This is a genomic window from Peteryoungia aggregata LMG 23059, from assembly GCF_030814435.1.
GTDB classification, from domain to species: domain Bacteria; phylum Pseudomonadota; class Alphaproteobacteria; order Rhizobiales; family Rhizobiaceae; genus Allorhizobium; species Allorhizobium aggregatum.
On sequence record NZ_JAUSUW010000004.1, the window covers coordinates 141887 to 166469 of the forward strand.

26 protein-coding genes are annotated in these 24583 nt (G+C 61.3%); 9 read left to right on the forward strand and 17 right to left on the reverse strand.

Annotation, left to right across the window (positions count from 1 at the left end):
- Nucleotides 1-57 precede the first annotated feature (57 nt).
- From J2045_RS08155 to sdhC, 10 genes are all read right to left on the reverse strand, one after another.
- The gene (locus J2045_RS08155; protein WP_307371484.1) at nucleotides 58-3054 is read right to left on the reverse strand and encodes a 2-oxoglutarate dehydrogenase E1 component; all 2997 of its coding nucleotides are present in this window, start codon (nucleotides 3052-3054) and stop codon (nucleotides 58-60) included.
- Nucleotides 3055-3216: 162 nt separating this feature from the next.
- Nucleotides 3217-4119, reverse strand: coding sequence for a succinate--CoA ligase subunit alpha (gene sucD / locus J2045_RS08160; protein ID WP_112239456.1), 903 nt, complete (start codon nucleotides 4117-4119; stop codon nucleotides 3217-3219).
- Between the two features lie 18 nt (nucleotides 4120-4137).
- A complete protein-coding gene (gene sucC / locus J2045_RS08165; RefSeq protein WP_102020994.1) occupies nucleotides 4138-5331 on the reverse strand; it encodes an ADP-forming succinate--CoA ligase subunit beta in 1194 nt (397 codons plus the stop codon).
- 45 nt (nucleotides 5332-5376) lie between these two features.
- On the reverse strand, nucleotides 5377-6339 hold the full coding sequence (gene mdh, locus J2045_RS08170) for a malate dehydrogenase (protein WP_307371488.1): 963 nt from the start codon (nucleotides 6337-6339) through the stop codon (nucleotides 5377-5379).
- Between the two features lie 161 nt (nucleotides 6340-6500).
- Nucleotides 6501-7676, reverse strand: a complete 1176-nt coding sequence (zapE, locus tag J2045_RS08175) for a cell division protein ZapE (RefSeq protein WP_307371491.1) — start codon at nucleotides 7674-7676, stop codon at nucleotides 6501-6503.
- Between the two features lie 59 nt (nucleotides 7677-7735).
- The gene (locus J2045_RS08180; protein WP_307371494.1) at nucleotides 7736-8263 is read right to left on the reverse strand and encodes a protease inhibitor Inh/omp19 family protein; all 528 of its coding nucleotides are present in this window, start codon (nucleotides 8261-8263) and stop codon (nucleotides 7736-7738) included.
- A 191-nt stretch (nucleotides 8264-8454) separates the two neighbouring features.
- The gene (locus J2045_RS08185; protein ID WP_307371496.1) at nucleotides 8455-9234 is read right to left on the reverse strand and encodes a succinate dehydrogenase iron-sulfur subunit; all 780 of its coding nucleotides are present in this window, start codon (nucleotides 9232-9234) and stop codon (nucleotides 8455-8457) included.
- 15 nt (nucleotides 9235-9249) lie between these two features.
- Complete coding sequence (sdhA, locus tag J2045_RS08190) at nucleotides 9250-11094, reverse strand: succinate dehydrogenase flavoprotein subunit (RefSeq protein ID WP_307371498.1); 1845 nt, start codon at nucleotides 11092-11094, stop codon at nucleotides 9250-9252.
- A gap of 6 nt (nucleotides 11095-11100) precedes the next feature.
- Complete coding sequence (sdhD, locus tag J2045_RS08195; RefSeq protein WP_166600404.1) at nucleotides 11101-11481, reverse strand: succinate dehydrogenase, hydrophobic membrane anchor protein; 381 nt, start codon at nucleotides 11479-11481, stop codon at nucleotides 11101-11103.
- An 11-nt stretch (nucleotides 11482-11492) separates the two neighbouring features.
- Entirely contained in the window at nucleotides 11493-11888 is a 396-nt protein-coding gene (gene sdhC, locus J2045_RS08200) for a succinate dehydrogenase, cytochrome b556 subunit (RefSeq protein WP_307371501.1), read from the reverse strand.
- 288 nt (nucleotides 11889-12176) lie between these two features.
- On the opposite strand from sdhC, the gene J2045_RS08205 reads away from it, so the two are divergent.
- Entirely contained in the window at nucleotides 12177-12527 is a 351-nt protein-coding gene (locus J2045_RS08205) for a hypothetical protein (RefSeq protein ID WP_307371504.1), read from the forward strand.
- Here J2045_RS08205 and J2045_RS08210 read toward each other — a convergent pair.
- From J2045_RS08210 to tsaD, 5 genes are read right to left on the reverse strand one after another with little or no spacing between them, the layout of a single operon-like run.
- The gene (locus tag J2045_RS08210; protein WP_307371507.1) at nucleotides 12524-13168 is read right to left on the reverse strand and encodes a class I SAM-dependent methyltransferase; all 645 of its coding nucleotides are present in this window, start codon (nucleotides 13166-13168) and stop codon (nucleotides 12524-12526) included. The two genes, J2045_RS08205 and J2045_RS08210, sit on opposite strands and share 4 nt — an antisense overlap.
- A 7-nt stretch (nucleotides 13169-13175) precedes the next feature.
- Nucleotides 13176-13607, reverse strand: a complete 432-nt coding sequence (locus J2045_RS08215) for an EVE domain-containing protein (protein ID WP_307371510.1) — start codon at nucleotides 13605-13607, stop codon at nucleotides 13176-13178.
- 5 nt (nucleotides 13608-13612) lie between these two features.
- Nucleotides 13613-13906 carry a YciI-like protein gene (locus J2045_RS08220; protein ID WP_307371513.1) on the reverse strand — a complete coding sequence of 98 codons (294 nt, stop codon included), beginning with the start codon at nucleotides 13904-13906 and terminating at the stop codon, nucleotides 13613-13615.
- 22 nt (nucleotides 13907-13928) lie between these two features.
- Nucleotides 13929-14918 carry an NAD(P)H-dependent glycerol-3-phosphate dehydrogenase gene (locus tag J2045_RS08225; protein WP_307371515.1) on the reverse strand — a complete coding sequence of 330 codons (990 nt, stop codon included), beginning with the start codon at nucleotides 14916-14918 and terminating at the stop codon, nucleotides 13929-13931.
- Nucleotides 14915-16009, reverse strand: a complete 1095-nt coding sequence (gene tsaD / locus J2045_RS08230) for a tRNA (adenosine(37)-N6)-threonylcarbamoyltransferase complex transferase subunit TsaD (protein WP_307371518.1) — start codon at nucleotides 16007-16009, stop codon at nucleotides 14915-14917. Before tsaD ends, J2045_RS08225 begins: the two co-directional genes overlap by 4 nt.
- A gap of 73 nt (nucleotides 16010-16082) precedes the next feature.
- On the opposite strand from tsaD, the gene hemC reads away from it, so the two are divergent.
- The 6 genes from hemC to J2045_RS08260 all read left to right on the forward strand — a co-directional run bounded on the left by hemC (nucleotide 16083) and on the right by J2045_RS08260 (nucleotide 21975).
- Complete coding sequence (hemC, locus tag J2045_RS08235) at nucleotides 16083-17012, forward strand: hydroxymethylbilane synthase (protein WP_307371520.1); 930 nt, start codon at nucleotides 16083-16085, stop codon at nucleotides 17010-17012.
- A 4-nt stretch (nucleotides 17013-17016) separates the two neighbouring features.
- A complete protein-coding gene (locus tag J2045_RS08240) occupies nucleotides 17017-17730 on the forward strand; it encodes a uroporphyrinogen-III synthase (RefSeq protein ID WP_307371521.1) in 714 nt (237 codons plus the stop codon).
- A gap of 90 nt (nucleotides 17731-17820) precedes the next feature.
- Complete coding sequence (locus J2045_RS08245) at nucleotides 17821-19092, forward strand: COG4223 family protein (RefSeq protein ID WP_307371523.1); 1272 nt, start codon at nucleotides 17821-17823, stop codon at nucleotides 19090-19092.
- Nucleotides 19093-19095: 3 nt separating this feature from the next.
- Nucleotides 19096-20760, forward strand: coding sequence for a heme biosynthesis protein HemY (locus tag J2045_RS08250; RefSeq protein WP_307371525.1), 1665 nt, complete (start codon nucleotides 19096-19098; stop codon nucleotides 20758-20760).
- Nucleotides 20761-20771: 11 nt separating this feature from the next.
- Nucleotides 20772-21251: a tellurite resistance TerB family protein gene (locus J2045_RS08255; protein WP_307371527.1), complete on the forward strand. Its 480-nt coding sequence runs from the start codon at nucleotides 20772-20774 to the stop codon at nucleotides 21249-21251.
- On the forward strand, nucleotides 21241-21975 hold the full coding sequence (locus J2045_RS08260; protein WP_307371529.1) for a glutamine amidotransferase: 735 nt from the start codon (nucleotides 21241-21243) through the stop codon (nucleotides 21973-21975). Before J2045_RS08255 ends, J2045_RS08260 begins: the two co-directional genes overlap by 11 nt.
- On the opposite strand, the gene J2045_RS08265 is transcribed toward J2045_RS08260, so the two are convergent.
- The gene (locus J2045_RS08265; RefSeq protein ID WP_307371531.1) at nucleotides 21960-23207 is read right to left on the reverse strand and encodes an MFS transporter; all 1248 of its coding nucleotides are present in this window, start codon (nucleotides 23205-23207) and stop codon (nucleotides 21960-21962) included. The two genes, J2045_RS08260 and J2045_RS08265, sit on opposite strands and share 16 nt — an antisense overlap.
- Before the next feature lie 127 nt (nucleotides 23208-23334).
- Here J2045_RS08265 and J2045_RS08270 point away from each other — a divergent pair, with 127 nt between their 5' ends.
- Together J2045_RS08270 and J2045_RS08275 are read left to right on the forward strand one after the other, a co-directional pair.
- Nucleotides 23335-23625, forward strand: coding sequence for a YggT family protein (locus tag J2045_RS08270; protein WP_166600418.1), 291 nt, complete (start codon nucleotides 23335-23337; stop codon nucleotides 23623-23625).
- The gene (locus J2045_RS08275) at nucleotides 23622-23936 is read left to right on the forward strand and encodes a DUF167 domain-containing protein (RefSeq protein WP_307371535.1); all 315 of its coding nucleotides are present in this window, start codon (nucleotides 23622-23624) and stop codon (nucleotides 23934-23936) included. Before J2045_RS08270 ends, J2045_RS08275 begins: the two co-directional genes overlap by 4 nt.
- A gap of 2 nt (nucleotides 23937-23938) precedes the next feature.
- Here the strand turns inward: J2045_RS08275 and ppa are convergent, their stop codons facing one another.
- The gene (gene ppa / locus J2045_RS08280; protein WP_166600420.1) at nucleotides 23939-24475 is read right to left on the reverse strand and encodes an inorganic diphosphatase; all 537 of its coding nucleotides are present in this window, start codon (nucleotides 24473-24475) and stop codon (nucleotides 23939-23941) included.
- Nucleotides 24476-24583: the final 108 nt, after the last annotated feature.

The window sequence follows — 24583 nt, forward strand, 5'->3', positions numbered from 1 at the left end:
GATCTCAATTCCGTTGATCAGAGAACGTTTCGGTCTGCGAGGGAAAGTCTGGGCGGATCAACCGCCCAGAGCGTCCTCGAGGAAGGCTTCGAGCTGGGCGAGGTGCTTGGACATCAGGCCCGTTGCCGGCGAGGCGGCAGCCGGACGACCGGTGTAGCGCACGCGCTGGTACTTGGCGTCGATATGGGCAAGGACCCATTCCAGATACGGATCGATGAAGGACCAAGCGCCCATGTTCTTCGGCTCTTCCTGGCACCAGACCATCTCCGCATTGCGGAAGCGCGAGAGCTCGTTGATGAGCGCCTTGGCCGGGAACGGGTAGAGCTGTTCGATGCGCAGCAGGTAGACATCGTCGATGCCACGCTTCTCGCGCTCTTCCAGAAGGTCGTAATAGACCTTGCCCGAGCACATGACGACGCGACGGATCTTGGCATCCTTCTGCAGCTTGATCGGGCCGTCCTTGATGACTTCGGCATCGTCCCACAGCAGGCGGTGGAACGAGCTTTCGCCAGCCAGTTCGGCAAGGCTCGACGTTGCGCGCTTGTGGCGCAGCAAGGACTTCGGCGTCATCATGATCAGCGGCTTGCGGAAGTCACGCTTCATCTGACGGCGCAGGATGTGGAAGTAGTTCGACGGCGTCGTGACGTTTGCGACCTGCATGTTGTCTTCGGCGCACATCTGCAGCCAGCGCTCGAGGCGGGCAGACGAGTGTTCCGGACCCTGACCTTCGTAACCATGCGGCAGAAGGCAGACGAGGCCCGACATGCGCAGCCACTTGCGTTCGCCCGACGAGATGAACTGGTCGAAGACGACCTGCGCACCGTTGGCGAAGTCACCGAACTGGGCTTCCCAGAGGGTCAGCGCATTCGGACGGGCCAGCGAATAGCCGTATTCGAAGCCGAGCACGGCCTCTTCCGAAAGCATCGAGTTGATGACTTCGTAACGAGCCTGGTTCGGCGCGAGATTGGCGAGCGGGATGTAGCGGTCTTCGGTTTCCTGATCGTAGAGTACCGAATGGCGCTGCGAGAAGGTGCCGCGTTCGCAATCCTGGCCGGACAGACGGATCTTGTGGCCGTCGAGGCAGAGCGAACCGAAGGCAAGCGCTTCGCCCATGGCCCAGTCGATGCCTTCGCCGGTCTCGATCATCTGCGCGCGGTTTTCCATGAAGCGCTGGATGGTGCGGTGTGCCTTGAAGCCTTCCGGAATGGTCGACAGCTTGCGGCCGATCTCCTTGAGCTGCTTCATCGGCACGGCGGTCTTGCCGCGACGCTGCTCGTCGGCATTATCAGCGGTCCTGAGACCCGACCATGCGCCATCCAGCCAGTCAGCCTTGTTCGGCTTGTAGCTCTGGCCGGCTTCGAACTCCTGCTCGAGATGGGCGCGCCAGTCGGCCTTCATCTTCTCAAGTTCGCCCTCGGTGATCAGGCCTTCGGCGATCAGACGCTCGCCATAGATGTTGACCACAGTCTTGTGAGCGCGGATTTCCTTGTACATCTTCGGCTGGGTGAAGCTCGGCTCGTCGCCTTCGTTGTGACCGAAGCGGCGGTAGCAGAACATGTCGACGACGACAGGCTTGTGGAACTTCATCCGGTATTCGGTCGCGACCTTGGCCGCATAGACGACGGCTTCCGGATCGTCACCATTGACGTGGAAGATCGGCGCTTCGATCATCTTGGCGACGTCGGACGGATAGGGCGACGAACGCGAGAAGGCCGGGTTCGTGGTGAAACCGATCTGGTTGTTGATGATGACGTGCAGCGTGCCGGCCACGCGATGACCGCGCAGGCCCGACAGGCCGAGAATTTCTGCCGTGACACCCTGGCCGGCAAAGGCTGCATCACCATGCAGGAGAAGCGGCAGAACCTTGGCGCGCTCCTTGAGCGGGATGACGTCGCCTTCCCAGACCTTGGCGAGCTGGTCCTGCTTGGCGCGGGCCTTGCCCATGACGACAGGGTTGACGATTTCCAGATGCGACGGGTTAGCCGTCAGCGACAGGTGAACCTTGTTGCCGTCAAACTCGCGGTCGGAGGAAGCGCCGAGGTGGTACTTCACGTCACCGGAACCTTCGACTTCGTCAGGCTTGAAGGAACCGCCCTTGAATTCGTGGAAGACCGCGCGATGCGGCTTGTGCATGACGTTGGTCAGGACGTTCAGACGGCCGCGATGGGCCATGCCGAGAACAACCTGCTCGAGACCTTCCTGGCCGCCGCGCTTGATGATCTGCTCCAGCGCCGGGATCAGCGATTCACCGCCATCGAGGCCGAAGCGCTTGGTGCCCTTGTACTTGACGTCGATGAACTGCTCGAAGCCCTCGGCCTCGATCAGCTTCTGAAGGATGGCCTTCTTGCCGTTCGGCGTGAATTCAACGCCCTTGCCGGGGCCTTCGATGCGCTCCTGGATCCAGGCTTTTTCTTCCGGATTGGAGATGTGCATGAATTCGACGCCGAGCGTCGAGCAATAGGTGCGCTGCAAGATGTCGAGCATCTGCGGGATCGTGGCGTATTCCAGGCCCAGCACGTTGTCGATGAAGATCTTGCGGCTGTAATCGGCCTCGGTGAAACCGTAAGCCGTCGGCGAAAGCTCGTTGTAGTCATCAACCGGCGCTGCGAGACCGAGCGGATCGAGCTTGGCATGCAGGTGACCGCGCATGCGGTATGCACGGATCATCATGATGGCGCGGACGGAATCGCGCGTTGCCTGCAGGACTTCAGCTTCCGAAACAGACTTGCCAGTGGAAGCGGCGGTCGCTTCAGCCTTGGCCTGAACTTTCTTTTCGATGACCTTTTCGACCACGCCCCAATTGCCGTCGAGCGCGTTTACGAGATCGCCACCTTCAGCGATCGGCCAGTTCTTGCGCTGCCAGGAGGCGCCCTTGGCAGCCTTCTTGACGTCTGTCGGATTGTCGGCCAGCGCCTTGAAGAAGGCCCGCCACTCGTCGGAAACCGACGAGGGATCTTCCTCATAACGCGCGTAGAGCTGTTCGATATAGGCCGCGTTCTGTCCGTCGAGGAAGGACGTGATCAGAAACTGCTCGTTGGCTTCTTGCCTACCCATTGTGCTTTGCGAACCTCTCGGCTCGCCTCCCGACTAGAATTGATGGCCGGATGCCCGACCTGCCGCTCGCGATCGCTTCAAACGCGAATCGTCTCAAATATGCGAAGTCCAGGCGAAGGATTGGCGGACCAACCCTTCGCCTGGCTTGATTTTCGTCAGGTCTCAGCCCTTGAGGACTTCGACCAGGGTCTTGCCCAGACGTGCCGGCGAAGGCGAAACCTTGATGCCGGCGGCTTCCATGGCTTCAATCTTCGATTCCGCATCGCCCTTGCCGCCGGAAACGACAGCGCCAGCGTGACCCATGGTACGGCCCTTCGGAGCTGTACGGCCTGCGATGAAGCCGGCCATCGGCTTCTTGCGGCCCTTCTTGGCTTCGTCGATCAGGAACTGGGCTGCATCTTCTTCAGCCGAGCCGCCGATTTCGCCGATCATGATGATCGAGGTCGTGGCAGGATCAGCCAGGAACATCTCCAGCACGTCGATGAATTCGGTGCCCTTGACCGGGTCGCCACCGATACCAACAGCGGTCGTCTGGCCGAGGCCTTCGTTCGAGGTCTGGAACACCGCTTCATAGGTCAATGTTCCCGAGCGCGAGACGATACCGACCGAACCCTTGCGGAAGATCGAGCCCGGCATGATGCCGATCTTGCATTCTTCCGGCGTCAGGATGCCCGGGCAGTTGGGCCCAAGCAGGCGCGACTTCGACTTGTCGAGGCGAGCCTTGACCCGCACCATGTCCATGACCGGGATACCCTCGGTGATGCAGGTGATGAACGGGATCTCGGCGTCGATCGCCTCGATGATGGCGTCGGCAGCGCCTGCCGGCGGAACGTAGATGACGGACGCGTCAGCGCCGGTCTTTTCCTTGGCTTCTGCAACCGTCGCGAAGATCGGCAGGCTTTCACCCTTGGAGCCGGTCCAGTTTTCGCCACCCTTCTTCGGATGGATACCGCCGACCATCTGCGTACCGTAATAGGCGAGCGCCTGTTCGGTGTGGAAGGTGCCGGTCTTGCCGGTCAGGCCCTGAACGAGGACCTTGGTGTTCTTGTTTACAAGAATAGACATCAGATAGGTCCCTTGAGATTAGCCGTTGATGGCCGCAACGATCTTCTTGGCAGCGTCGTCCAGATCGTCGGCTGCGGTGATCGCGAGGCCGGATTCGTTCAGGAGCTTCTTGCCAAGTTCGACATTGGTGCCTTCGAGGCGCACGACGAGCGGAACCTTCAGGCCGACTTCCTTCACGGCGGCGATCACGCCTTCCGCGATGACGTCGCACTTCATGATGCCGCCGAAGATGTTGACGAGGATGCCCTCGACCTTCGGGTCAGCCGTGATGATCTTGAAGGCAGCCGCGACCTTCTCCTTGCCGGCGCCACCGCCGACGTCGCAGAAGTTTGCCGGCTCCTTGCCGTAGAGCTTGATGATGTCCATCGTCGCCATGGCGAGACCGGCACCATTGACCATGCAGCCGATATTGCCGTCGAGCGCCACGTAAGCGAGGTCCCACTTGGAGGCTTCGATTTCCTTGGCATCTTCTTCGGTTTCGTCACGCAGAGCGCGAACGTCGTCATGGCGGAAGAGCGCATTGCCGTCGAAGGACATCTTGGCGTCGAGAACGCGCAGGTGGTCATTCTTCATGACGATCAGCGGGTTGACTTCGAGCAGTGCCATGTCCTTCTCGACGAAGGCCTTGTAGAGGATCGGGAAGAGCGCCTTGGCGTCTTCGGCAGCAGCACCCGAGAGCTCGAGAGCAGCAGAGATCTTGGCCACGTCAGCGGCGGTGACGCCGGCTTCCGGGTCGATCGCGATCGTGTGGATCTTTTCCGGCGTGTCATGGGCAACGGCTTCGATGTCCATGCCGCCTTCGGTCGAAACGACGAAGGCAACCTGGCCAACCGAGCGGTCAACGAGCAGCGAGCAGTACAGTTCGCGAGCGATGTCGGCGCCATCTTCGATGTAGAGGCGGTTGACCTGCTTGCCGGCGTCGCCGGTCTGAGCGGTCACCAGCGTGTTGCCGAACATTTCCTTGGCATGCGCCTTGGCTTCGTCGATCGAGAAGGCGAGGCGGACGCCGCCCTTGGCTTCCGGCGACAGTTCCTTGAACTTGCCCTTGCCGCGACCACCAGCATGGATCTGGCTCTTGACGACGTAGAGCGGGCCCGGCAGCTGCTTCGCGGCGGCTTCGGCTTCTTCTGCGGAGAAGATCGCCACACCTTCGGCGACCGGTGCACCAAAGCTCTTCAGAAGAGCCTTGGCCTGGTATTCATGAATGTTCATTGTCGTGTCCCTGTTCTGGGCCGCCCGATGATAGGGCTATGGCAATTACTTGAGAGCCGGGGCGATGTTGATGCAGGCTTCGCAGAGGCCGGCGACAGCGCCGACGGACTTCTGGAAGGCCTCTTCCTCGGCCTTGTTCAGGTCGATCTCGATGACGCGCTCGACACCACCTTCGCCGATGACGACGGGAACGCCGACATACATGTCCTTCACGCCATACTGGCCGGTCAGGTAAGCCGCGCAGGGCAGAACGCGCTTCTTGTCCTTGAGGTAGGACTCGGCCATTTCGATGGCGGAAGCAGCAGGCGCATAATAGGCAGAGCCGGTCTTCAGCAGGCCGACGATTTCGGCGCCGCCATCACGGGTGCGCTGGATGATCTCTTCGAGGCGCTCCTTGGTGACCCAGCCCATCTTGACGAGGTCGGTCAGCGGGATGCCGCCAACGGTCGAGTAGCGAGCCAGCGGCACCATGGTGTCGCCGTGGCCACCGAGAACGAAGGCGGTGACGTCCTGAACGGAAACGTTGAATTCTTCAGACAGGAAGTGGCGGAAACGACCGGAGTCGAGAACGCCGGCCATGCCGACGACCTTGTTGGCCGGCAGGCCCGAGAACTTCTGCAGCGCCCAGACCATCGCATCGAGCGGGTTGGTGATGCAGATGACGAAAGCGTTCGGGGCATACTTCTTGATGCCGGCGCCGACCTGTTCCATGACCTTCAGGTTGATGCCGAGCAGGTCGTCGCGGCTCATGCCCGGCTTGCGGGCAACGCCGGCGGTGACGATGCAGACGTCAGCACCTTCGATGGCGGCGTAGTCGCTGGCGCCAGACAGCTTGGCATTGAAGCCTTCAACCGGACCGGACTGGGCAATGTCGAGACCCTTGCCCTGCGGGATGCCGTCAGCAATGTCGAAAAGGACGATGTCGCCCAGTTCCTTCAGACTGGCGAGATGCGCCAGGGTACCACCAATCATTCCAGAACCGATAAGAGCGATCTTTTTGCGCGCCATTGTAGACTTCCTTTTGGATCCGCGACCAAGGTCGAGACAAGTTTTAGCCTGCCCTTGAGGACAAACCGCATAGCTCCAAAGGCTTTAAATCGCAAACGATAATTTTCTGTGTATCAAATTCAATCGGTTAGAACATAAAATTCTTACGTAAACGTCAAATATTATGTCACCGGATCGTCATGATTCTGTCGCTTTGCCTGATGCAGTTCAAGATAGTCTGCGCTGCGCATCTCGAAGAGACGCGAAACCGTACGATCGAACTCGAAGCCTTCAGTGCCCTTCTTTTCCGTGAGCAGCGATTCCGGCATGGCAACGGCAGAGGCGAACAAGCGGACGCTCGCATCGTACAGCGCATCGATCAGAATGATGAAACGCTTGGTCTCGTTCCGCTTCTCAGGCCCGAGATGGGGAATGTTCTCGACGAAAACCACATCGAAACGTTTGGCAATGGCGAGATAATCGGAAGCGCCGAGAGGGCGCTCGCACAGTTCGCGGAACGTGAAGCGCGCCAAGCGACCCGTCGCCCGCGGGATCTCGATGGTCCTGCCCTTCATTTCGATGGAAGCAGGAGCCTCGGACATCCCCTCCGTCACACGCTTCCAGGCAATGTCCATCAACTTCGGGGCATCGTCGAGCGGCGCGATATAGACCGGCAGGCTCTCCATTTTCTCCAGCCGGTAATCGGTCGGCGAGTCGAGCGTTGAGACCTGAACGTTTTTCTTCAGGAGATCGACGAAGGGCAGGAAGAGGCCGCGATTGAGGCCGTCCTTGTAGAGATTGTCGGGCTCGACATTGGAGGTCGCGACGAGCGTGCAACCGCGCGCAAAAAGCTCAGTGAAGAGCCGGGCGAGGATCATCGCATCGGCGATGTCGGTCACCGTGAATTCGTCGAAACACAGAAGCTGCGCCTCTTCGCGCAGTGCTGCCGCCACCGGCGGCACCGGATCGGCCTGCTTGGTTTCGCCAGCCTTCAGCTTCTGCCGATGGACATGGATACGCGCATGCACATCGGCCATGAATTCATGGAAGTGCGCCCGTCGCTTCTTCTCGACGGGTGCGAGCCTGAAGAACAGATCCATCAGCATGGTCTTGCCACGCCCGACGCTGCCATGGACATAAAGCCCCTGGATCGGAATTTGCGGCTTGCGCTTCTGCGCAAACATCCAGCCGAGGGCGCTGGTCTTGGCAGCCGGCTTGCGCGCTTTGAACTCTGTCAGGATTCGGTCGAGTTTCTCCGCGACGTCGAACTGGTAGCGGTCGGGCTGCAGCGTTCCCGCCTCCGTCATCGCGCGCAACTGCTCGGCGACACTGAGCCCGTAGTCAGGAACTGGCTGCATGAAATTGTGTCCCGCCGGGAGGGTGGCTCATCGGAGCCACCGCAGGATTGGAATTTGGATCAGCGGCTCAGGCTGACCGGCTGACCGGATGCGGTGCTGCCGTCGAACCGGGCATCAGCCGTCTTGTACAGGCTGCCAAGCGTATTGCCGTTGCGATCCTTCAGCACGACCTGCTTGCCGGACACCTCCCAGGAGCCCATGGCAGTAAGCTCGCCAGCGCAGCCGCGGGTACCGCCGCGTGAGCCACTGCCGAGATTGGTAAGCGTTAGGAACATGTCGCAGCTCGTACCGGCACTCTGGACACGCCAGTTGCCGACCATTGATTCCTTGGTGACATCGAGTGCCGTCGCAGGCGCACCAGCAGCGGCCGGATCGAGCGCTGCGGTCGTCTGGGGAGCTGCCGGGAATTGCGAGGGATCGACCGCTCCGGGCGGCGGCAACTGGCCGGACTGGACGGAAGGCACGGGCTGGGCCTGCAGCGGCGGAAGGGCGCTGTTGGCGGCGTTCATGCTGCTATAGGAGGTCCGCTGGCATCCTGCGAGCGCCAGGAGGATGGCTGCTCCGGTAACTGCATGGCTGAATTTCATCATTATACTCCCGCTCTCGCGACCTGCGCCGCAACCTGCCGTACAACTGGGTTAGAAATATGTTACGCGAATATGGTTAATCAAGTTCCACACCGCGCGCGATCCATAGCCGGCACTATACGGATAAATTAAGGCCGCCCGAAACTGTTCCCGGGCGGCCTCGCGATCTTTTCATCGACAGTCCCGATTTGTCAGGCGCGACGCTCGATCATCATCTTCTTGATCTCTGCGATCGCCTTGGCTGGGTTGAGCCCCTTCGGGCAGGCCTGCGCGCAGTTCATGATCGTGTGGCAGCGATAAAGGCGGAAAGGATCCTCGAGATTGTCGAGACGCTCGCCGGTCGCTTCATCGCGGCTGTCGATCAGCCAGCGATAGGCCTGCAGGAGCACGGCGGGCCCAAGATAGCGATCGCCATTCCACCAGTAGCTCGGACAGGAGGTCGAGCAGCAGGCGCAGAGGATGCACTCATAGAGTCCATCGAGCTTCTGGCGATCCTCGTGGCTCTGCTTCCATTCCTTGGCCGGCGGCGGCGACACCGTCTTCAGCCACGGCTCGATCGAACGATGCTGGGCGTAGAAATTGGTGAGGTCAGGCACCAGATCCTTCACGACAGGCATATGCGGCAAGGGATAGACCTTCACCGTGCCGTTGATCTCTTCCATGCCCTTTGTGCAGGCCAGCGTATTCGTGCCGTCGATGTTCATCGCACACGAACCACAGATGCCTTCACGACAGGACCGGCGCAGCGTCAGCGTCGGGTCGATGTTGTTCTTGATGTAGAGAAGACCATCGAGAACCATCGGGCCGCAGTCATCGACATCGATATAGTAGGTGTCGATCCGCGGGTTTGCACCGTCATCCGGGTTCCAGCGATAAATCCGGTATTCGCGGACATTCTTGGCCCCAGCCGGCTTCGGCCAGACCTTGCCTTCGGTGATCTGGGAATTCTTGGGGAGAGCGAGTTCTACCATGATGAGGTCCTCAAATCAGTAGACGCGAGCCTTGGGCGCGATCTTCTTGGGATCGATGCCTTCGGCGATGAGCTCGGTGTGAACCGGACGGTAGTCGAGCTTGACGTCACCCGATTCGGAGACCCAGGCCAGCGTATGCTTGCGCCAGTTCTCGTCGTCGCGTCCAGCAAACGGACCGGACGTGTAGTCTTCGCGCGCATGCGAACCGCGGCTCTCCTTGCGGGCCTCGGCGCCATAAACCGTGGTGATCGCATTGGCCATCAGATTGTGCAGTTCGAGCGTCTCGACCAGATCGGAGTTCCAGATCATCGAACGGTCGGTGACCTTGATATCCGGCAGCTCCTTCCAGATCGCCGACAGGCGCTGGCAGCCGCTTTCGAGCGATTCCTGGGTCCGGAAAACGGCCGCATCGTCCTGCATGGCGCGCTGCATCTTGTCGCGCAGAACAGCCGTCGGCGTCTGGCCGGAAGCATGGCGCGTATTGTCGAAGCGGTCCATGATCTTGTCGCAGGCCGCAACGTTGAGGTGCGGAATAGGCGACGTGCGGTCAATGACTTCAGCTGCACGGATAGCAGCCGCACGACCGAAGACCACGAGGTCGATCAGCGAATTCGAGCCAAGACGGTTTGCACCATGCACCGAAGCGCAACCGGCTTCGCCAACGGCCATCAGGCCGGGGATGATCCGCTCCGGATTGCTGGAATCCGCGTTCAGCACTTCACCCCAGTAATTCGTGGGAATGCCGCCCATGTTGTAGTGAACCGTCGGCAGAACCGGGATCGGCTCGCGGGTCACGTCGACGCCGGCAAAGATCTTGGCCGATTCCGAGATGCCCGGCAGGCGCTCGTGCAGGACCGCCGGATCGAGGTGATCGAGATGCAGGAAGATGTGGTCCTTGTTCTTGCCGACGCCGCGGCCTTCACGGATTTCCATCGTCATGCAGCGCGAAACGACATCACGCGAGGCAAGGTCCTTCGCCGACGGCGCATAGCGCTCCATGAAGCGCTCGCCTTCGGAGTTGACGAGATAACCGCCTTCGCCGCGTGCGCCTTCGGTGATCAGACAGCCGGCGCCGTAGATACCGGTCGGGTGGAACTGGACGAATTCCATATCCTGCAGCGGAAGACCTGCGCGGGCGATCATGCCGCCGCCGTCACCGGTGCAGGTATGCGCTGATGTCGCCGAGAAATAAGCGCGGCCATAACCGCCGGTCGCCAGCACGACCATCTTCGCCGAGAAGCGATGGATCGTGCCGTCATCCAGATTCCAGGCGACGACGCCGGTGCAACGGCTGCCATCGTCAGACATGATCAGGTCGAGCGCGAAATACTCGATGAAGAATTCTGCGTTGTTGCGCAGCGACTGGCCATAAAGCGTATGCAGGATCGCGTGGCCGGTACGGTCGGCAGCAGCACAGGTGCGCTGCACCGGCGGGCCTTCGCCATAGTTCTGCATGTGACCGCCGAACGGGCGCTGGTAGATCTTGCCTTCTTCGTTACGCGAGAAGGGAACGCCGTAATGTTCGAGCTCATAGACCGCCTTTGGCGCTTCCATGGCGAGATACTGCATGGCGTCGACGTCGCCGAGCCAGTCGGAACCCTTGACGGTGTCGTAGAGGTGCCACTGCCAGCAGTCCGGCGTCATGTTGTTCAGCGAGGCGGCGATACCGCCCTGCGCTGCGACCGTATGCGAACGGGTCGGGAAAACCTTGGTGATGCAGGCCGTCTTGAAGCCCTGTTCGGCCATGCCGAGCGTCGCACGCAGGCCGGCGCCACCGGCACCGACGACCACGACATCGTAGGAATGATCAACATAGGTGTAGGCCTTGCCGGTCTGGGCGAAGTTATGAATGGTTGCCATGTTGATTTACCCTACGAATGCGATCTTCAAGATGGCGAAAAGACAGAGGCCACCGATCAGGATCGCGAAGAACGTGTTCAGCATCAGAAGCAGCAGCTTGGTGATCTCGGTATGGACATAGTCCTCGATGATCACCTGCATGCCGAGCTTCATATGGATCAGGGCCGACAACAGGACCAGCCCCATGACGACCGCGACGAGAGGGTGCGACAATGCGCCGACCACCTCGGCGTAGGGAGCGCCGTTGTACATAACCAGGAAGCCGATAAAGAAGAGCATCAGCGGAATGTTCGAAACGGCCGTCAGACGCTGACGCCAGAAATGCTCGGTGCCTTCCTTGGCCGAGCCGAGACCGCGGACCTTGCCGAGCGGAGTGCGCATATCCATGGAATGGTGCCTCAGGTGCGAATGAGATAGGCGACGACCCAGATCAGGATCGTCAGGACGACGGATGCCACGATGTTGGCCTTGGCAAGCTTGGTCGAGAAATGCTTGTCGAAACCGTAGCCGACATCCCACATCAGGTGACGCAGGCCACCAAGCATGTGATGAATCAGCGCCCAGGTGTAGCCAAACAGGATCAGGCGACCGACGATGGTGCCCATGAACCAATTCACCCATTCAAAGTATTCGGCACCGGTGGATGCCGCAATCAGCCACCACGCAACCAGGATCGTGCCGAAATAAAGCGCCGCACCGGTAATGCGGTGCAGAATCGACATAATCATGGTGGGAATGGGCTTGTAGATCTGCAGATGCGGCGACAGGGGCCGGCTTTTTGTCACATTCGCCATCTAAACCTCGCGGCGTCTCGATGCGGTCCGACCATACGGACATGCTGTTCGCAATGCGTCATAACGTTTGTAGTGCATTGCATCAGGGCGACGTTTAATCCTCGAAATCCCGGACGACAAGCACATTCGCTTGACGATTTCAATTTAATCGATTCGCGTGAACAGAACTTTAGCGCCACGACAAACCGCATCCCTCGATACGAAAAAAGCGTGGAGATGGATGACTTTAGCAATCACTTGCGGCATGTTGGGTTAACGATTTGTTAACTGCGTTCCCGGGAGCCCCTCATGCTAAAGTCTCGCCTGGCCCTGACGGCCCTCTCCGTCCTGTTGATCGGAACATCCGGCGTTGCACAGGCCGGGGACCATGATCAGTGGAATCATCGCGGACAGAGCCATGCCATCATCGGTAGCAACGGGCTGCCGTCTGTGATCCCGGGCATCGGGACGTTTGCAGGGAACGTTTCAGCCCTGCGCATCAAGGGCAACGGCGTCTTTTTCGCCATTGACCGGACGCCGGGACCGAAGGTTGTCGCCTATCGAGCGCCAAAGGCGAAAATCATTGAAATCTCAGCGGAAAACCCGGAAGAAGCCTGCTCCTTCGAAGCGGGCGTTTGCATCATCCGCCCGAAGAACTAGAGAAATCTCCAGACGGTGGTCTTCTTGATCTCGCTGTCCTCCAGCACCCGCGTGACAGGCACCTGATAGGTGGCGAGCGGCTCCAGATGCTCCGTGGGTCGATAGCTTCGCCCCGGATCACCCACAAGAACCAGACAGCCGGCCTTCGTCATGGAACCGAACCAGGCGATGAGCGCACGAGCGAAATCGCTGTCGTAGAAGACGTCGCCTGCGAGGATCACATCGACATCAGGCGAACGCCCGATCAGATCCTCGCTGAAAAATTCGATGGTCACGCCGTTGAGAGCGGCATTCAGCCGCACCGCGCCTCCTGCCCAGGGATCGATGTCGGCGGCCAGAACCTGCGTCGCCCCTGCCATGGCTGCCGCAATCGCGACCAAACCGGACCCGCTGGCGAAATCCAGGACACGCTTTCCCCGAACCGTCTCCGGATGATCAAGCACATAGCGCGCGAGCCCCTGGCCACCCGCCCAGGCAAAGGCCCAGAACGGTGGCGGCAGACCGATTGCCTCCAGATCCGCCTCCGTCTTCAGCCAGAGGTCATGCACTTCGCTTGCAAGATGAAGCCGGATCTCAGGCACATGCGGCGGTGAGAGCACGCTGGTGTTTTCGAGGATGAAACGGTCCGGATCGGTCTTCACGGGCGGATCAGATCGGCGGATTATCGAGACCGCCCATGCGGCAGATCTCGAAATACTCGTCATCCGTCACCGGCTGGACCGAAAGCCGCATCGAGGTGACAAGCGCCATCTTCGCCAGCTTTTCGTTCGCCTTCACGTCCTTGAGGCTGACCGGCTTCGGCATATCGCAGACGGCGCGGATATCAACGCAGTCCCAGCGGGCGTCTCCCTCGGCGGTCGAATCCGGATGCGAAAGCGCGCAGACCTCGACGATGCCGACAACTTCGAGCCCCTCGTTGGAGTGGTAGAAGAAGCCCTTGTCGCCGATTTTCATCGCCCGCATGTTGTTGCGCGCGAGATAATTGCGAACGCCGGTCCATTCTTCGCCGACGTCGCCCTTGGCCTTCTGCATTTCCCAGGACCACTTGAAGGGTTCGGACTTGTAGAGCCAGAATGCCATGCCGTTCACGCCTCCGGATTGTTGAAGACCCAGTTATAGGGCTTGATCTCGACGCTCTCAAACAGGCCGGCCTTGGCATAGGGGTCTTGTGCTGCCAGCGCCTTGGCGGCCTCGATGTCGTCGGAGGAGATGATCAGCATCGAACCGCAGGGCTTGCCGTCGGAATCGAGGAACGGGCCGGCGATCTTCAACTGGCCGGCGGCATTGAGCCCATTCAGCCACTCGACATGCGGCGGACGTGTTTCCATCCGAAGGTTCAGGTGGCCTGGCTTGTCGGCGCAGATGACGGCAAACAGCATCTTGTCTCTCCTAAGGGGTCTCTTATTCGGTGGTGATCGGTCGCGACATCAGTTGGGTGATCGCGGTCGGGATGTCCAGTCTGCCATCGATGATCGCGGCAACGGCCTCAGTAATCGGCATCTCGATCTGGTGACCTTCGGCGAGACGCGCGGCGACCGCAGCCGCAAAGGCACCTTCGACGAGCGAACCTTGCTGGGAGCCGATGGGTTCGCCACGGCCGAGCGCGATGCCGAAGCGCAGATTGCGTGATTGGTGGCTGGTCGCCGTCAACACGAGGTCACCGAGACCAGACAAGCCCCGCACCGTGTCCCCTCGCCCGCCCATCGCGTCGACCAGTCTCGACATTTCCGCAAGGCCACGAGCGATGAGTGCCGCCCGCGCCGAATCACCCAGCCCCATCCCTTCGACGATGCCGCAGGCAATCGCGAGCACGTTCTTCAAGGCACCGCCGAGCTGCACGCCGATCCGGTCATCGGACGCATAAAGCCGGAAAGTCTGGCCGGAAATCGCCTTGGCGAGCTGCTCAGCCAGAACAAGATCCTCAGCCGCGATCGCCATAGCCGTCGGGAGGCCCTTGGCAATATCGGCCGCAAAGCCCGGACCCGAGAGCATCGCGATTGGATGGCCGGGAAGTGCCGTTTCCAGAACGTCAGTAAGCAGACGCGAACTTTGCTTCTCGATGCCCTTGGCGCAGATGACGACGGGCGCACCCGGCTTCAGATGCGGCCCATAGGTTTCGGCCGCCGCGATCTGCGCCTGGGATGGCATCGCGAAGAGCACGATGTCCGCACTCACGAGATCCTTCGGCGTGGAAGAAAAGGCAAGTGTGTCGGGCAGACGGATACCGGGGAGCGCGGCCTCATGCACCCGACTGGCGGCAAGATCTGCCATCACCGAGGCATCGCGGCCAATCAGAACCACGTCGCCCTTTCCGGTCTGGGCAATCACTGCGGCAAGCGCGGTACCAAAAGCACCGGCGCCGATCACGGCGATACGCTGCATCCCGCTCATGCCTTGGCCCCACGCTTGCCGTAAGCAAGCAAAGCTTTCGCATCCTGATCCAGCGGCCAGCGCGACCGGGGGGCGACGGCAAGATCATCCGAGGGCATGCCAAGCGCCATGCGTTCCAGGCCCGCCCAGGCGATCATCACGGCATTGTCGGTGCACAGATGATGCGGCGGCGCGACAAAGCGGAAGCGATGCTCGGCGCAGAGCGTATCCAGCGTCTGGCGCACCTCTTTATTGGCAGCGACACCGCCGGCCACGACCAGAGCAGGCTCGGTCACATCAGGAAATGTTTGCCTGAACCGCTGCAGGCCTCGGCCGATGCGATCCTTCAGCGTGCGCGAGATGGCATGCTGGAACGAAGCGCAGATATCGGCGATGTCCTGATCGGTGACAGGCGCGATGCCTTCCGCCGCCTGACGTACGGCGGTCTTCAGGCCCGAGAAGGAAAAATCGAGGCGAGCCTCGCCAACCAAAGGCCGGGGAAAGGCAAACCGCTTGGGATTGCCCGTGGCCGCCGCCCGCTCGACGGCGGGACCACCCGGATAGGGAAGCCCGAGAAGCTTGGCGGTCTTGTCGAAGGCTTCGCCCAGCGCGTCATCGACCGTGGTGCCCCAACGCTCGTATTCGCCAACGCCTTTGACCAGAACCAATTGCGTGTGGCCGCCTGAAACCAGCAGCATCAGATAGGGAAAGGGAACGCCATCGGTGAGACGCGCGGTCAGTGCATGGCCCTCGAGATGGTTGACGGCGTAAAGCGGCTTGCCCGTCGCCCGCGCGATTGCCTTGCCGGTCATCAACCCAATGAGAAGGCCACCTATCAGGCCGGGGCCGGAGGTAGCGGCGATGGCATCCACCTCGGCCAGCGTGATGCCTGCCCGGGTGAGCGCTTCCTCGATCAGCGTATCCAGCGCATCGACATGGGCGCGTGCCGCAATCTCCGGCACCACACCACCATAGGCGCTGTGCTCGTCGAGCTGGCTCAAGACGACATCCGCCTCGGTGATAGCAGAGCCATCAGCAAGCCGCGTGACGACAGCGGCCGCCGTCTCGTCACAGCTGGTTTCGATGCCGAGGATGCGCAGTTTGGATGTCATGGAACCCGTTCATTGATTGCGGTTGCCGAGAAACCGGTCTACGAAATCTGTCGGTAACAACGGACAAGTTCGGATGCAAACAAAACCTTTCCGCATCGGCACGCGGGGCAGCCCGCTCGCTCTCGCCCAGGCCTATGAGACCCGCCGCCGCCTGATGGAGGCCCATGGTCTGCCAGAGGACATGTTCGAGATTGTGGTGCTCTCCACCAAGGGCGATCGGATCACCGACCGCCCCCTCTCCGAAATCGGCGGCAAGGGGCTGTTCACCGAAGAACTGGAAGAACAGTTGCTGTCGGGCGATCTCGATTTCGCCGTGCATTCGTCCAAGGACATGCCGACCAAGTTGCCGGAAGGGCTTTTCCTCTCGGCCTTCCTGCCACGCGAAGATGTCCGTGATGCCGTCGTTGGCCGCACAGCCCCGACGCTGAAGGAACTCCCGGAGGGAGCAACCGTCGGCTCGTCGTCGCTTCGACGCCAGGCGCTCATCCGTCGCATCCGTCCCGACATCAAAGTCATCACCTTTCGCGGCCTCGTGGACACGCGCCTGCGCAAGCTCGCAGACGGGGAAGTCGACGCGACCCTCCTCGCCTATGCCGGCCTGCGCCGTCTTGGAAAACCTGATGTTCCGACCGAACTGCTCAATCCAGCCGACTTTCCCCCGGCTCCGGCCCAGGGCGCGATCTGCATCGAGAGCCGTATCGGCGACACCAGGGTCAACGACCTGCTCGACGCGATCAATGACCGCGACACTTTCGATGCCGTGAGCTGCGAACGGGCCTTTCTCGGCGCACTCGATGGCTCCTGCCGCACGCCGATTGCGGGCCACGCAACGGTCGACGGAGACGCAATCCGCTTTGCCGGCATGATCCTCACGCCCGATGGCAGCCGCTGGCACGATGTGGAGATCGAGGGCAGCCGCACGGAAGGTGCCGTGCTTGGTGCACAAGCCGGCGGCACGGTGCGAGCCAAGGCTGGTACCGACTTCTTCGACAGCTGGAGCTGAACCGATGCGCGTTCTGGTGACGCGCCCCGAGCCGGCATCGGCCAGAACTGCCGCCGAGCTTGAGCGTCGTGGCCATGAGCCGGTCCTGCTGCCGCTGATGCAGGCAGTGCAGCAACCGCAGGCACTGGCGCCGCCGCCCCTGACCGGCACGGCTGCCATAGCCGTGACCAGCGCCGAGGCGATGCGCGTGATCGAGACCCTGACGGATGAAGCACAACAACCGTTCCTCGCCCTGCCCCTCTTCGCCGTCGGTCGCGCCACGGCGCGAGCAGCCCGGGACGCCGGATTTGACGACGTCTCGGTTGCCGATGGCGACGGCAGGTCGCTGGCGAGACTGCTCATCGCCAGGCGCGATCCAGCGGCACCAATCATCTATCTGACCGGCACCCCGCGGTCCTCAGAATTCGAGACAGACCTCGCCGAAGCGGGATATTCGGTCGATATCCGAGAATGCTATCGGATGATCCCGGCAACGCATGCGGACGCCGAAGTGATCCGGATGCTTACGCCGATGCCCGATGCCATCCTGGTTTACTCATCCGAAACGGCCCGACGTCTGGGCGAATTGCACAACCAGACGCGTGAAACGCTCGACTGGCGCCGGGTACGCTTTCTATGCCTCAGCGACAAGATCGCTTCAGCCCTCCCCGCAGAAATTCAGCCCAACAGCCAGTGGTCGATGGAACCTCGGGAGGATCAACTGCTTCTTCTGCTTTGATGCAGTGCCGCGTGAAATGGAACCTCAGGCCTTTCCTTCGCCATGAGGACTGACTAGGTTTAGCCACACGCGCGAAATGAAGAGGTTGCCATGGTTTCCGGAAAGCCACCCCGTCGATCGAAAGCCACCGATGATCCGGTGACGATAGATCTGACCGCTCAGGAAGCCGCCACACCGAGGGATGACGGCACGGTCGATGCCGCGCCATCTGATGCCCCTGCCCCGTCTTTGGTGACTGATGGTGCGCCCGCAGACGCCACACCGGCAAGCGACACCCGGACCGACACGCCCGCCGACCCCTGGGAACCTGCGCCTCAGACCTCGGAATCAACCACGTCGATCGGCGAAAAGGACGCGCCTGTCGACAACACGGCGAAGACCCAAGCGCCGCCTTCCCAGGAGCCGATCCGCCAATCACCCGCAACCTCGACGCTGGTCGCCTCCGGCATCTTCGGCGGCCTCGTGGCGCTCGCCCTCGCGGGCAGCATGCAATATGCCGGGATCGTGCCGGGTCTCGGCCCCGAGCAGGCCGCTCAAGCCCCTGTCATGGATACGGCAGAGCTCGATGCATTGAAAATAGAGGTTGCGCGCCTGGCTGCGCAACCGGCAGCACCGGCCACAGACCCTGCTCTGGCCGAGCGTATTGCGGCCCTGGAAACAAGTGTCGCCAATGCCGGCTCAGCTCCCGCAGCCGATGCGGCAGCGGTTGAAGCACTGAAGACCCAGCTTGTCGCGGCTGAACAGGCGATTGAATCGCTGCGTGCCGAAATCGCCAGCAACAAGCAGGCTCTGGATCAGAGCACCACCCGTCTGACCGAAGCCGAGCGCAAGCTCGAAGAGCCGCGCAGCGATGTTGAAATGGCGCGGGCGATTGCGTTGGCCGGCCTCAAGACCGCCATCGATCGCGGCGGCCCCTTCCTGTCGGAGCTCGACGCGCTGAAGAGCGTGTCGCCGGAAGACCCGGCCATAGCAGCACTCACTCCGCTCGCGAGCGCCGGTGTGTCGTCTCGCTCGGATCTTGCTCGCGACTTCAACCAGGTCGCAGAGGATATCCTCGCTGCCATCAACCAGCCGGCAACCGGCGAAGGCTGGACAGACCGTCTGCTCGCAAGCGCCCGGTCTCTGGTCAAGGTTCGACCGGTCGGCAATGTCGAAGGCGAGACGCCCGAGGCCATCGTTGCCCGCGTCGAGAACAAGCTGCAGAACGGCGACCTGAAGGGAGCTGCTCTTGAATGGGAGACGCTGCCCGAGGCCGGCAAGCAGGCATCCTCCGAGTTTTCCACCAAGCTGAAAAACAGGATCGAGGCCGAGGAGCGTGTTGCCGCCGCCCTGTCCCAGACCGTGGCCGGGAACGGAGGCTGACGCATGACCACCATCCTCAAGATCCTCTTCTTCTTCGGCTTCATCCTGGCGCTGGGTTTCGGTTTTTCCTGGGTGGCCGATCGTCCCGGTGAAATCTCGCTGATCTGGGAAGGCCAGCAATACAATACCGATCTCATCGTCGCGGTGACGGCGCTGGTCGCCCTCGTCGCCACCCTCATGCTTCTGTGGTGGCTGCTCCGCACAGTGTGGACCTCGCCACATTCGGTCCGCCGCTTTTTCCGCGCACGCAAACGGGACCGTGGCTACCAGGCGATATCCACCGGCCTGATTGCAGCCGGCGCCGGCAATGCTATTCTCGCCCGCAAGATGAGCGCCCGCGCCCGTGGCCTGATCCGCGCCGACCAGGAACCACTGATCCGCGTTCTCGATGCCCAGGCTGCATTGATCGAAGGCCGTCACGACGAGGCCCGTCGCCTGTTCCAGGAGATGTCGGAGGACCCCGAAACCCGGGAGCTTGGACTGCGCGGCCTTTACGTGGAAGCGAACCGCCTCGGCGCGCATGAGGCTGCCCGGCAATATGCCGAAACCGCAGCAGAAGCTGCGCCCTATCTGCCATGGGCAGCGAAGGCGACGCTGGAACACCGCTGCCGCGCCGGTCATTGGGACGATGCGATCCGCCTGCTCGATCAGCAGAAGATCGCCCACGTCCTTGAACGTCATGAAGCTGAACGCCTGAAGGCGGTCCTGCTTACCGCAAAGGCCGAAGACCAGCTGGAAGCCGATCCGGCCGGCGCGCGCGACAGCGCCTTGAAGGCGTTGAAACTCGCCAAGGATCTGGTGCCCGCCGCCATCGTCGCCGCCAAGGCCTACATGCGCGAAGACAATCTGCGCAAGGCGTCGAACACCCTGGAGCAGGTCTGGAAGATCGAGCCGCATCCGGAAATCGCCCGCGCCTATGTCAGAGCCCGCAGCGGCGACAGTGCGGTCGACCGCCTGAAGAAGGCCGAAAAGCTGGAAGCTCTGAAGCCGAATAACTATGAGTCCCTGCTAGCCGTTGCGGAAGCAGCGCTCGATGCGCAGGACTTCAAGAAGGCCCGTGCCAAGGCCGAAGCAGCGGCCCGTATTGCCTCGCGCGAACGCGTCTATCTGCTGCTGGCTGACATCGAGGAAGCCGAGACCGGCGACCAGGGCCGAATCCGCCATTGGATGGGTCAGGCGCTCAAAGCACCAAGGGATCCGTCCTGGGTGGCCGATGGCCACGTGTCTGAGCGCTGGATGCCGATCTCGCCGGTAACCGGCCGCCTCGACGCGTTCGAATGGAAGACGCCCTTCGACCAGTTGGCTAGCCCGATCGAGGAAGGCACGGCATCCCAAGGCGAGAAAGCGCTCGCATCACTTCCGCCTGTTGCTCGGACGGAAGCTCCAGCCAAGCCCGAGCCTTTGGTCGAGCCGACACGCCCAAAAGTGATGGAGACAAAGGGCCCAGTGATCGAAGGTGAGGTTTCAGCCAAATCGGCAGAACCAGAGGTGCCTTTGGCCAAGCCGGCGAAGCCGGAGACCCCGGCGGCTGACTCAACGAAGGAAGGTAGGCCCGCGAAGGAGGCCGCAGTGGTCGAACCCTTTTTCGGTCGCCCTCCCGATGACCCCGGCGTCAAGGATCCGGCGCTCGCTGCACCGGAACCCAAGACCCGACTGAAACTCTTCTGACAGGAACCGGCATGCTCGATCGCCTGCAATCCTTCTTTCAATCCATGATGCAGGACCGCCCCAAGGCGGTCTTTGCGCCTGACGACCCTCGGATCGCCGTTGCCGCCCTCTGTCTCCAGGTCATGGAAGCGGACGGCGTCGTTCGCGACGCCGAAAAGGCAAAACTGCGGGAAATCCTCAAGGAGGAATACGGGCTCGAAGAGAGCGACATCGACGCCTTGATCGCGGCTGGTCAGGACGCCGAGAGCGAGGCAGTCGATTACTACCGCTTCACCACGGAACTGAAGCGACAGCTGAACGAAGACGAGCGCCAACATCTGGTCGGCATCCTCTGGGACATCGTCTATGCAGACGGCAGCCGCAGTGAGATGGAAGACCACGCCATCTGGCGGGTCGCCGACCTGCTCGGCGTATCCGGGCGTGAACGCATCGTCCAAAGGCAGGAAGCGGCCGAACGAGCCGGCCTTGGAGCGATCGACGATGCCACGTGACGAACGATCGCGCCCTCGCGATCGCAAACAGCCTGTCCTGATCGTCCTGCACCAGGAGCGATCGAGCCCCGGCCGTGTCGGCCAGATGCTCGAGGAGAAGGGCTATCCCCTCGACATCCGCCGTCCGGTGCTTGGGCAGGCTCTGCCAAAAACCTTGGCGGACCATGCGGGCGCGGTCGTCTTTGGCGGTCCGATGAGCGCGAACGATCCCGACGACTACATCAAGACCGAAATCAACTGGCTCGATGTGCCGCTCAAGGAAAACAAACCGTTCCTCGGCATCTGCCTTGGCGCCCAGATGCTGGTCCGTCACCTCGGCGGCAAGGTGGAGGCCGACCGGGATGAGCGCACCGAAATCGGCTGGTATCCGATCAAGCCGACCGAACATGGCCGCTTACTGATGCACTGGCCGAAGATGGTCTATCACTTCCACCGCGAGGGCTTCAGCCTGCCACAGGGCGCCAAACTGCTGGCGACCGGAGACATATATCCGAACCAGGCCTTTCACTATGGTGAGAATGCCTGGGCGGTGCAGTTCCATGCCGAATTGACCCGCGCCATGATGCACCGCTGGGTGGTTCACGGCGCCCATCGCTTTGTCCTGCCGAATGCCCAGCAAGGCCGCGAGCATCTGGAAGGCCGGATGATTTTCGACGCGCCGCTACGAGCCTGGTTGTCGGACTTTCTCGACCTGGTCTTCGAGCGCAGTCAGCGCACGTCCTGACGCTCCGGCGCCTCAAGGCTGTCGATCTTGCGCAATTGCGGGAAACCGAGCGCCCAGACGGCGGCAACCGCGAGCGTCCCAAAGCCACCAAGCACGACGGCAGGTACCGGCCCGATGAAATGCGCCATAGTGCCGGCCCGGAACTCGCCGAGCTCATTGGACGCACCGACGAAGACCATGTTGACGGCGTTGACACGGCCGCGCACCTCGTCCGGTGTCCAGAGCGCAATCAGCGTCTCGCGCACATAGACGGACGCCATGTCGGCGGCGCCCATCAGCATCAGCGCGAATATTGACAGCCAGGCCGTCTGGGAGAAGCCGAACAGGATCGTCCCGACCCCGAAGAGGGCAACACCGATGAACATGAAGGTCCCGGCATTGTGGCGGATCGGAAAGCTTGCAAGCGCGATCGCGACGATGATGGCGCCGATCCCGGGTGCGGCGCGCAAAAGGCCGAGCCCCCAGGGGCCGAGATCGAGAATGTCGCGGGCGAAGACCGGCATCAACGCCACGGCACCTCCCAGCAGCACGGCGAAGAGATCAAGCGAAATCGCGCCGAGCACCACCTTCTCGCCGAAGATGAAGCGGAAGCCGGCAAACAAGGTATCGAGCGTGACCGCCTTGCCCGGTTGGCGTTGCGGCGGCCTCTTCACCAGGAAGACCAGAACGGCGGCGCCGGCAAAAAAGGCGAGAGACACTGAATAGGCCAGGACGGGGCTTGCACCGTAGAGCAGGCCTCCGGCGACGGGTCCGACGATGGAGGCCGTTTGCCAGGAAGACGAGTTCCAGGCAACCGCATTCGACAGATCCTTCTGCGGCACCAGATTGGGTGCAAGGGACTGGACGGCAGGTGCGGCAAAGGCGCGCTCGATACCAAAGATCACAAGGATGGAAAAGACGATCGTCGGCTCGAAGGCATCCGCCATCGTCAGCCCCAGCAGCGCCCCCGCACAGGCGGCACTGACGATCATACAGGCCGCGACGATCGCTCGGCGATTGTAGCGATCGGCAACGGAACCGGTCACCAGGATCAGCAACAGCGATGGCAGGAACTGCACGAGACCGATCAGGCCGAGATAGAAGACATTGCCGGTCTGGTCATACATCTGCCAACCGACCGAGACGCTGAGGATCTGGGTGGCGAAGGCGCCGAGGAAGCGGGCAAAGAAGAAGCGCGTGTAGGAAGTATGCCGAAACGCAGCAAAACGATCGTCGGCTGAGGAGGCGTGCATCGAACAATACCTTGGACTGCGGGGGCAGGCCCGCCGTTAAACATGATTCGGATTGCGTGGGCCCCATCCACTTGTCCGTTAAGTCGCCAATGTCTACATCTCTGTCAACCGAGAAATGGAGACCTGAATGTACGCCCTGTTTCAGACGATCGACCTTGCCCTGAGCATCTTCACCTGGATTCTGATCGGCAGTGCGATCTTCTCCTGGCTCTATGCCTTCAACGTGATCAATTCCAGCAACCGCTTCGTCGCTTCGCTCGGACAGTTCTTTCACAACGTCACCGAACCCGTCCTGCGTCCGATCCGCCGCTTCATGCCGGACCTCGGCGGCATCGACATCTCGCCGATCGTGGTTCTTTTGATTATCTTCTTCCTGCGTTCCTTCCTCTGGAACAGCATCTATCCGCTGGTGGCGTGACCAGCCCCTGCCGTCTTGGCCATGATCATCTGCTGCTCGCCGTTCGGCTGACACCGAATGGCGGGCGCGATGCGTTTGACGGTGTAGAGGTTGGTGCTGACGGTCTGGCGCACCTCAAGGCGCGCGTGACTACCGTGCCGGAAAAGGGCAAGGCCAACAAGGCACTTGTTGCGCTGCTCTCGAAGACGCTCAGAATCCCGAAAACCGCCATAACGGTTGTCTCCGGCGAGACCGCCAGACAAAAAATCCTCCGGATCGAGGGCGATCCGGAGGACTTGAAATCGCGGATAGAGGCAGTCGCCTCGGCCTGAACTTACTTGCCTTCGTCCTTGGCCCGCTGGATCGAGTCGAGGATGATCTGCTTGGCGACATCGACGTCCATCCAGTCGCCGATCTTGACCCACTTACCCGGCTCGAGGTCCTTGTAGTGCTCGAAGAAGTGCTGGATCTGCTTCAGTGTGATTTCCGGAAGATCCGTATAGTTCGTGATCTTGTCGTAGCGACGGGTCAGCTTCGGCACCGGCACGGCGAGGATCTTCTCGTCCATGCCGCCATCGTCTTCCATCATCATTACGCCGATCGGGCGGACATTGATGACGCAGCCCGGAACGAGCGGGCGCGTGTTGCAGATGAGGACGTCGAGCGGGTCGCCATCCTTGCAGAGCGTGTGCGGCACGAAGCCGTAATTGCCCGGATAGGTCATCGGGGTGTAGAGGAAACGGTCGACGACCAGCGTGCCGGCGTCCTTGTCCATCTCATACTTGATCGGCTGGCCGCCGACAGGAACTTCGACGATGACGTTGATGTCTTCCGGCGGGTTCTTGCCGATGGCAATGGCATCAATACGCATATTTTGGACCCCGTAGAGTGTTGAATTCCTGCGTTACCTAATGCGAATTATGGCGCAATGCAACACGGCTTTGGGAGAAGCCCCTTCGCCTTCACCGGCGGGCATACA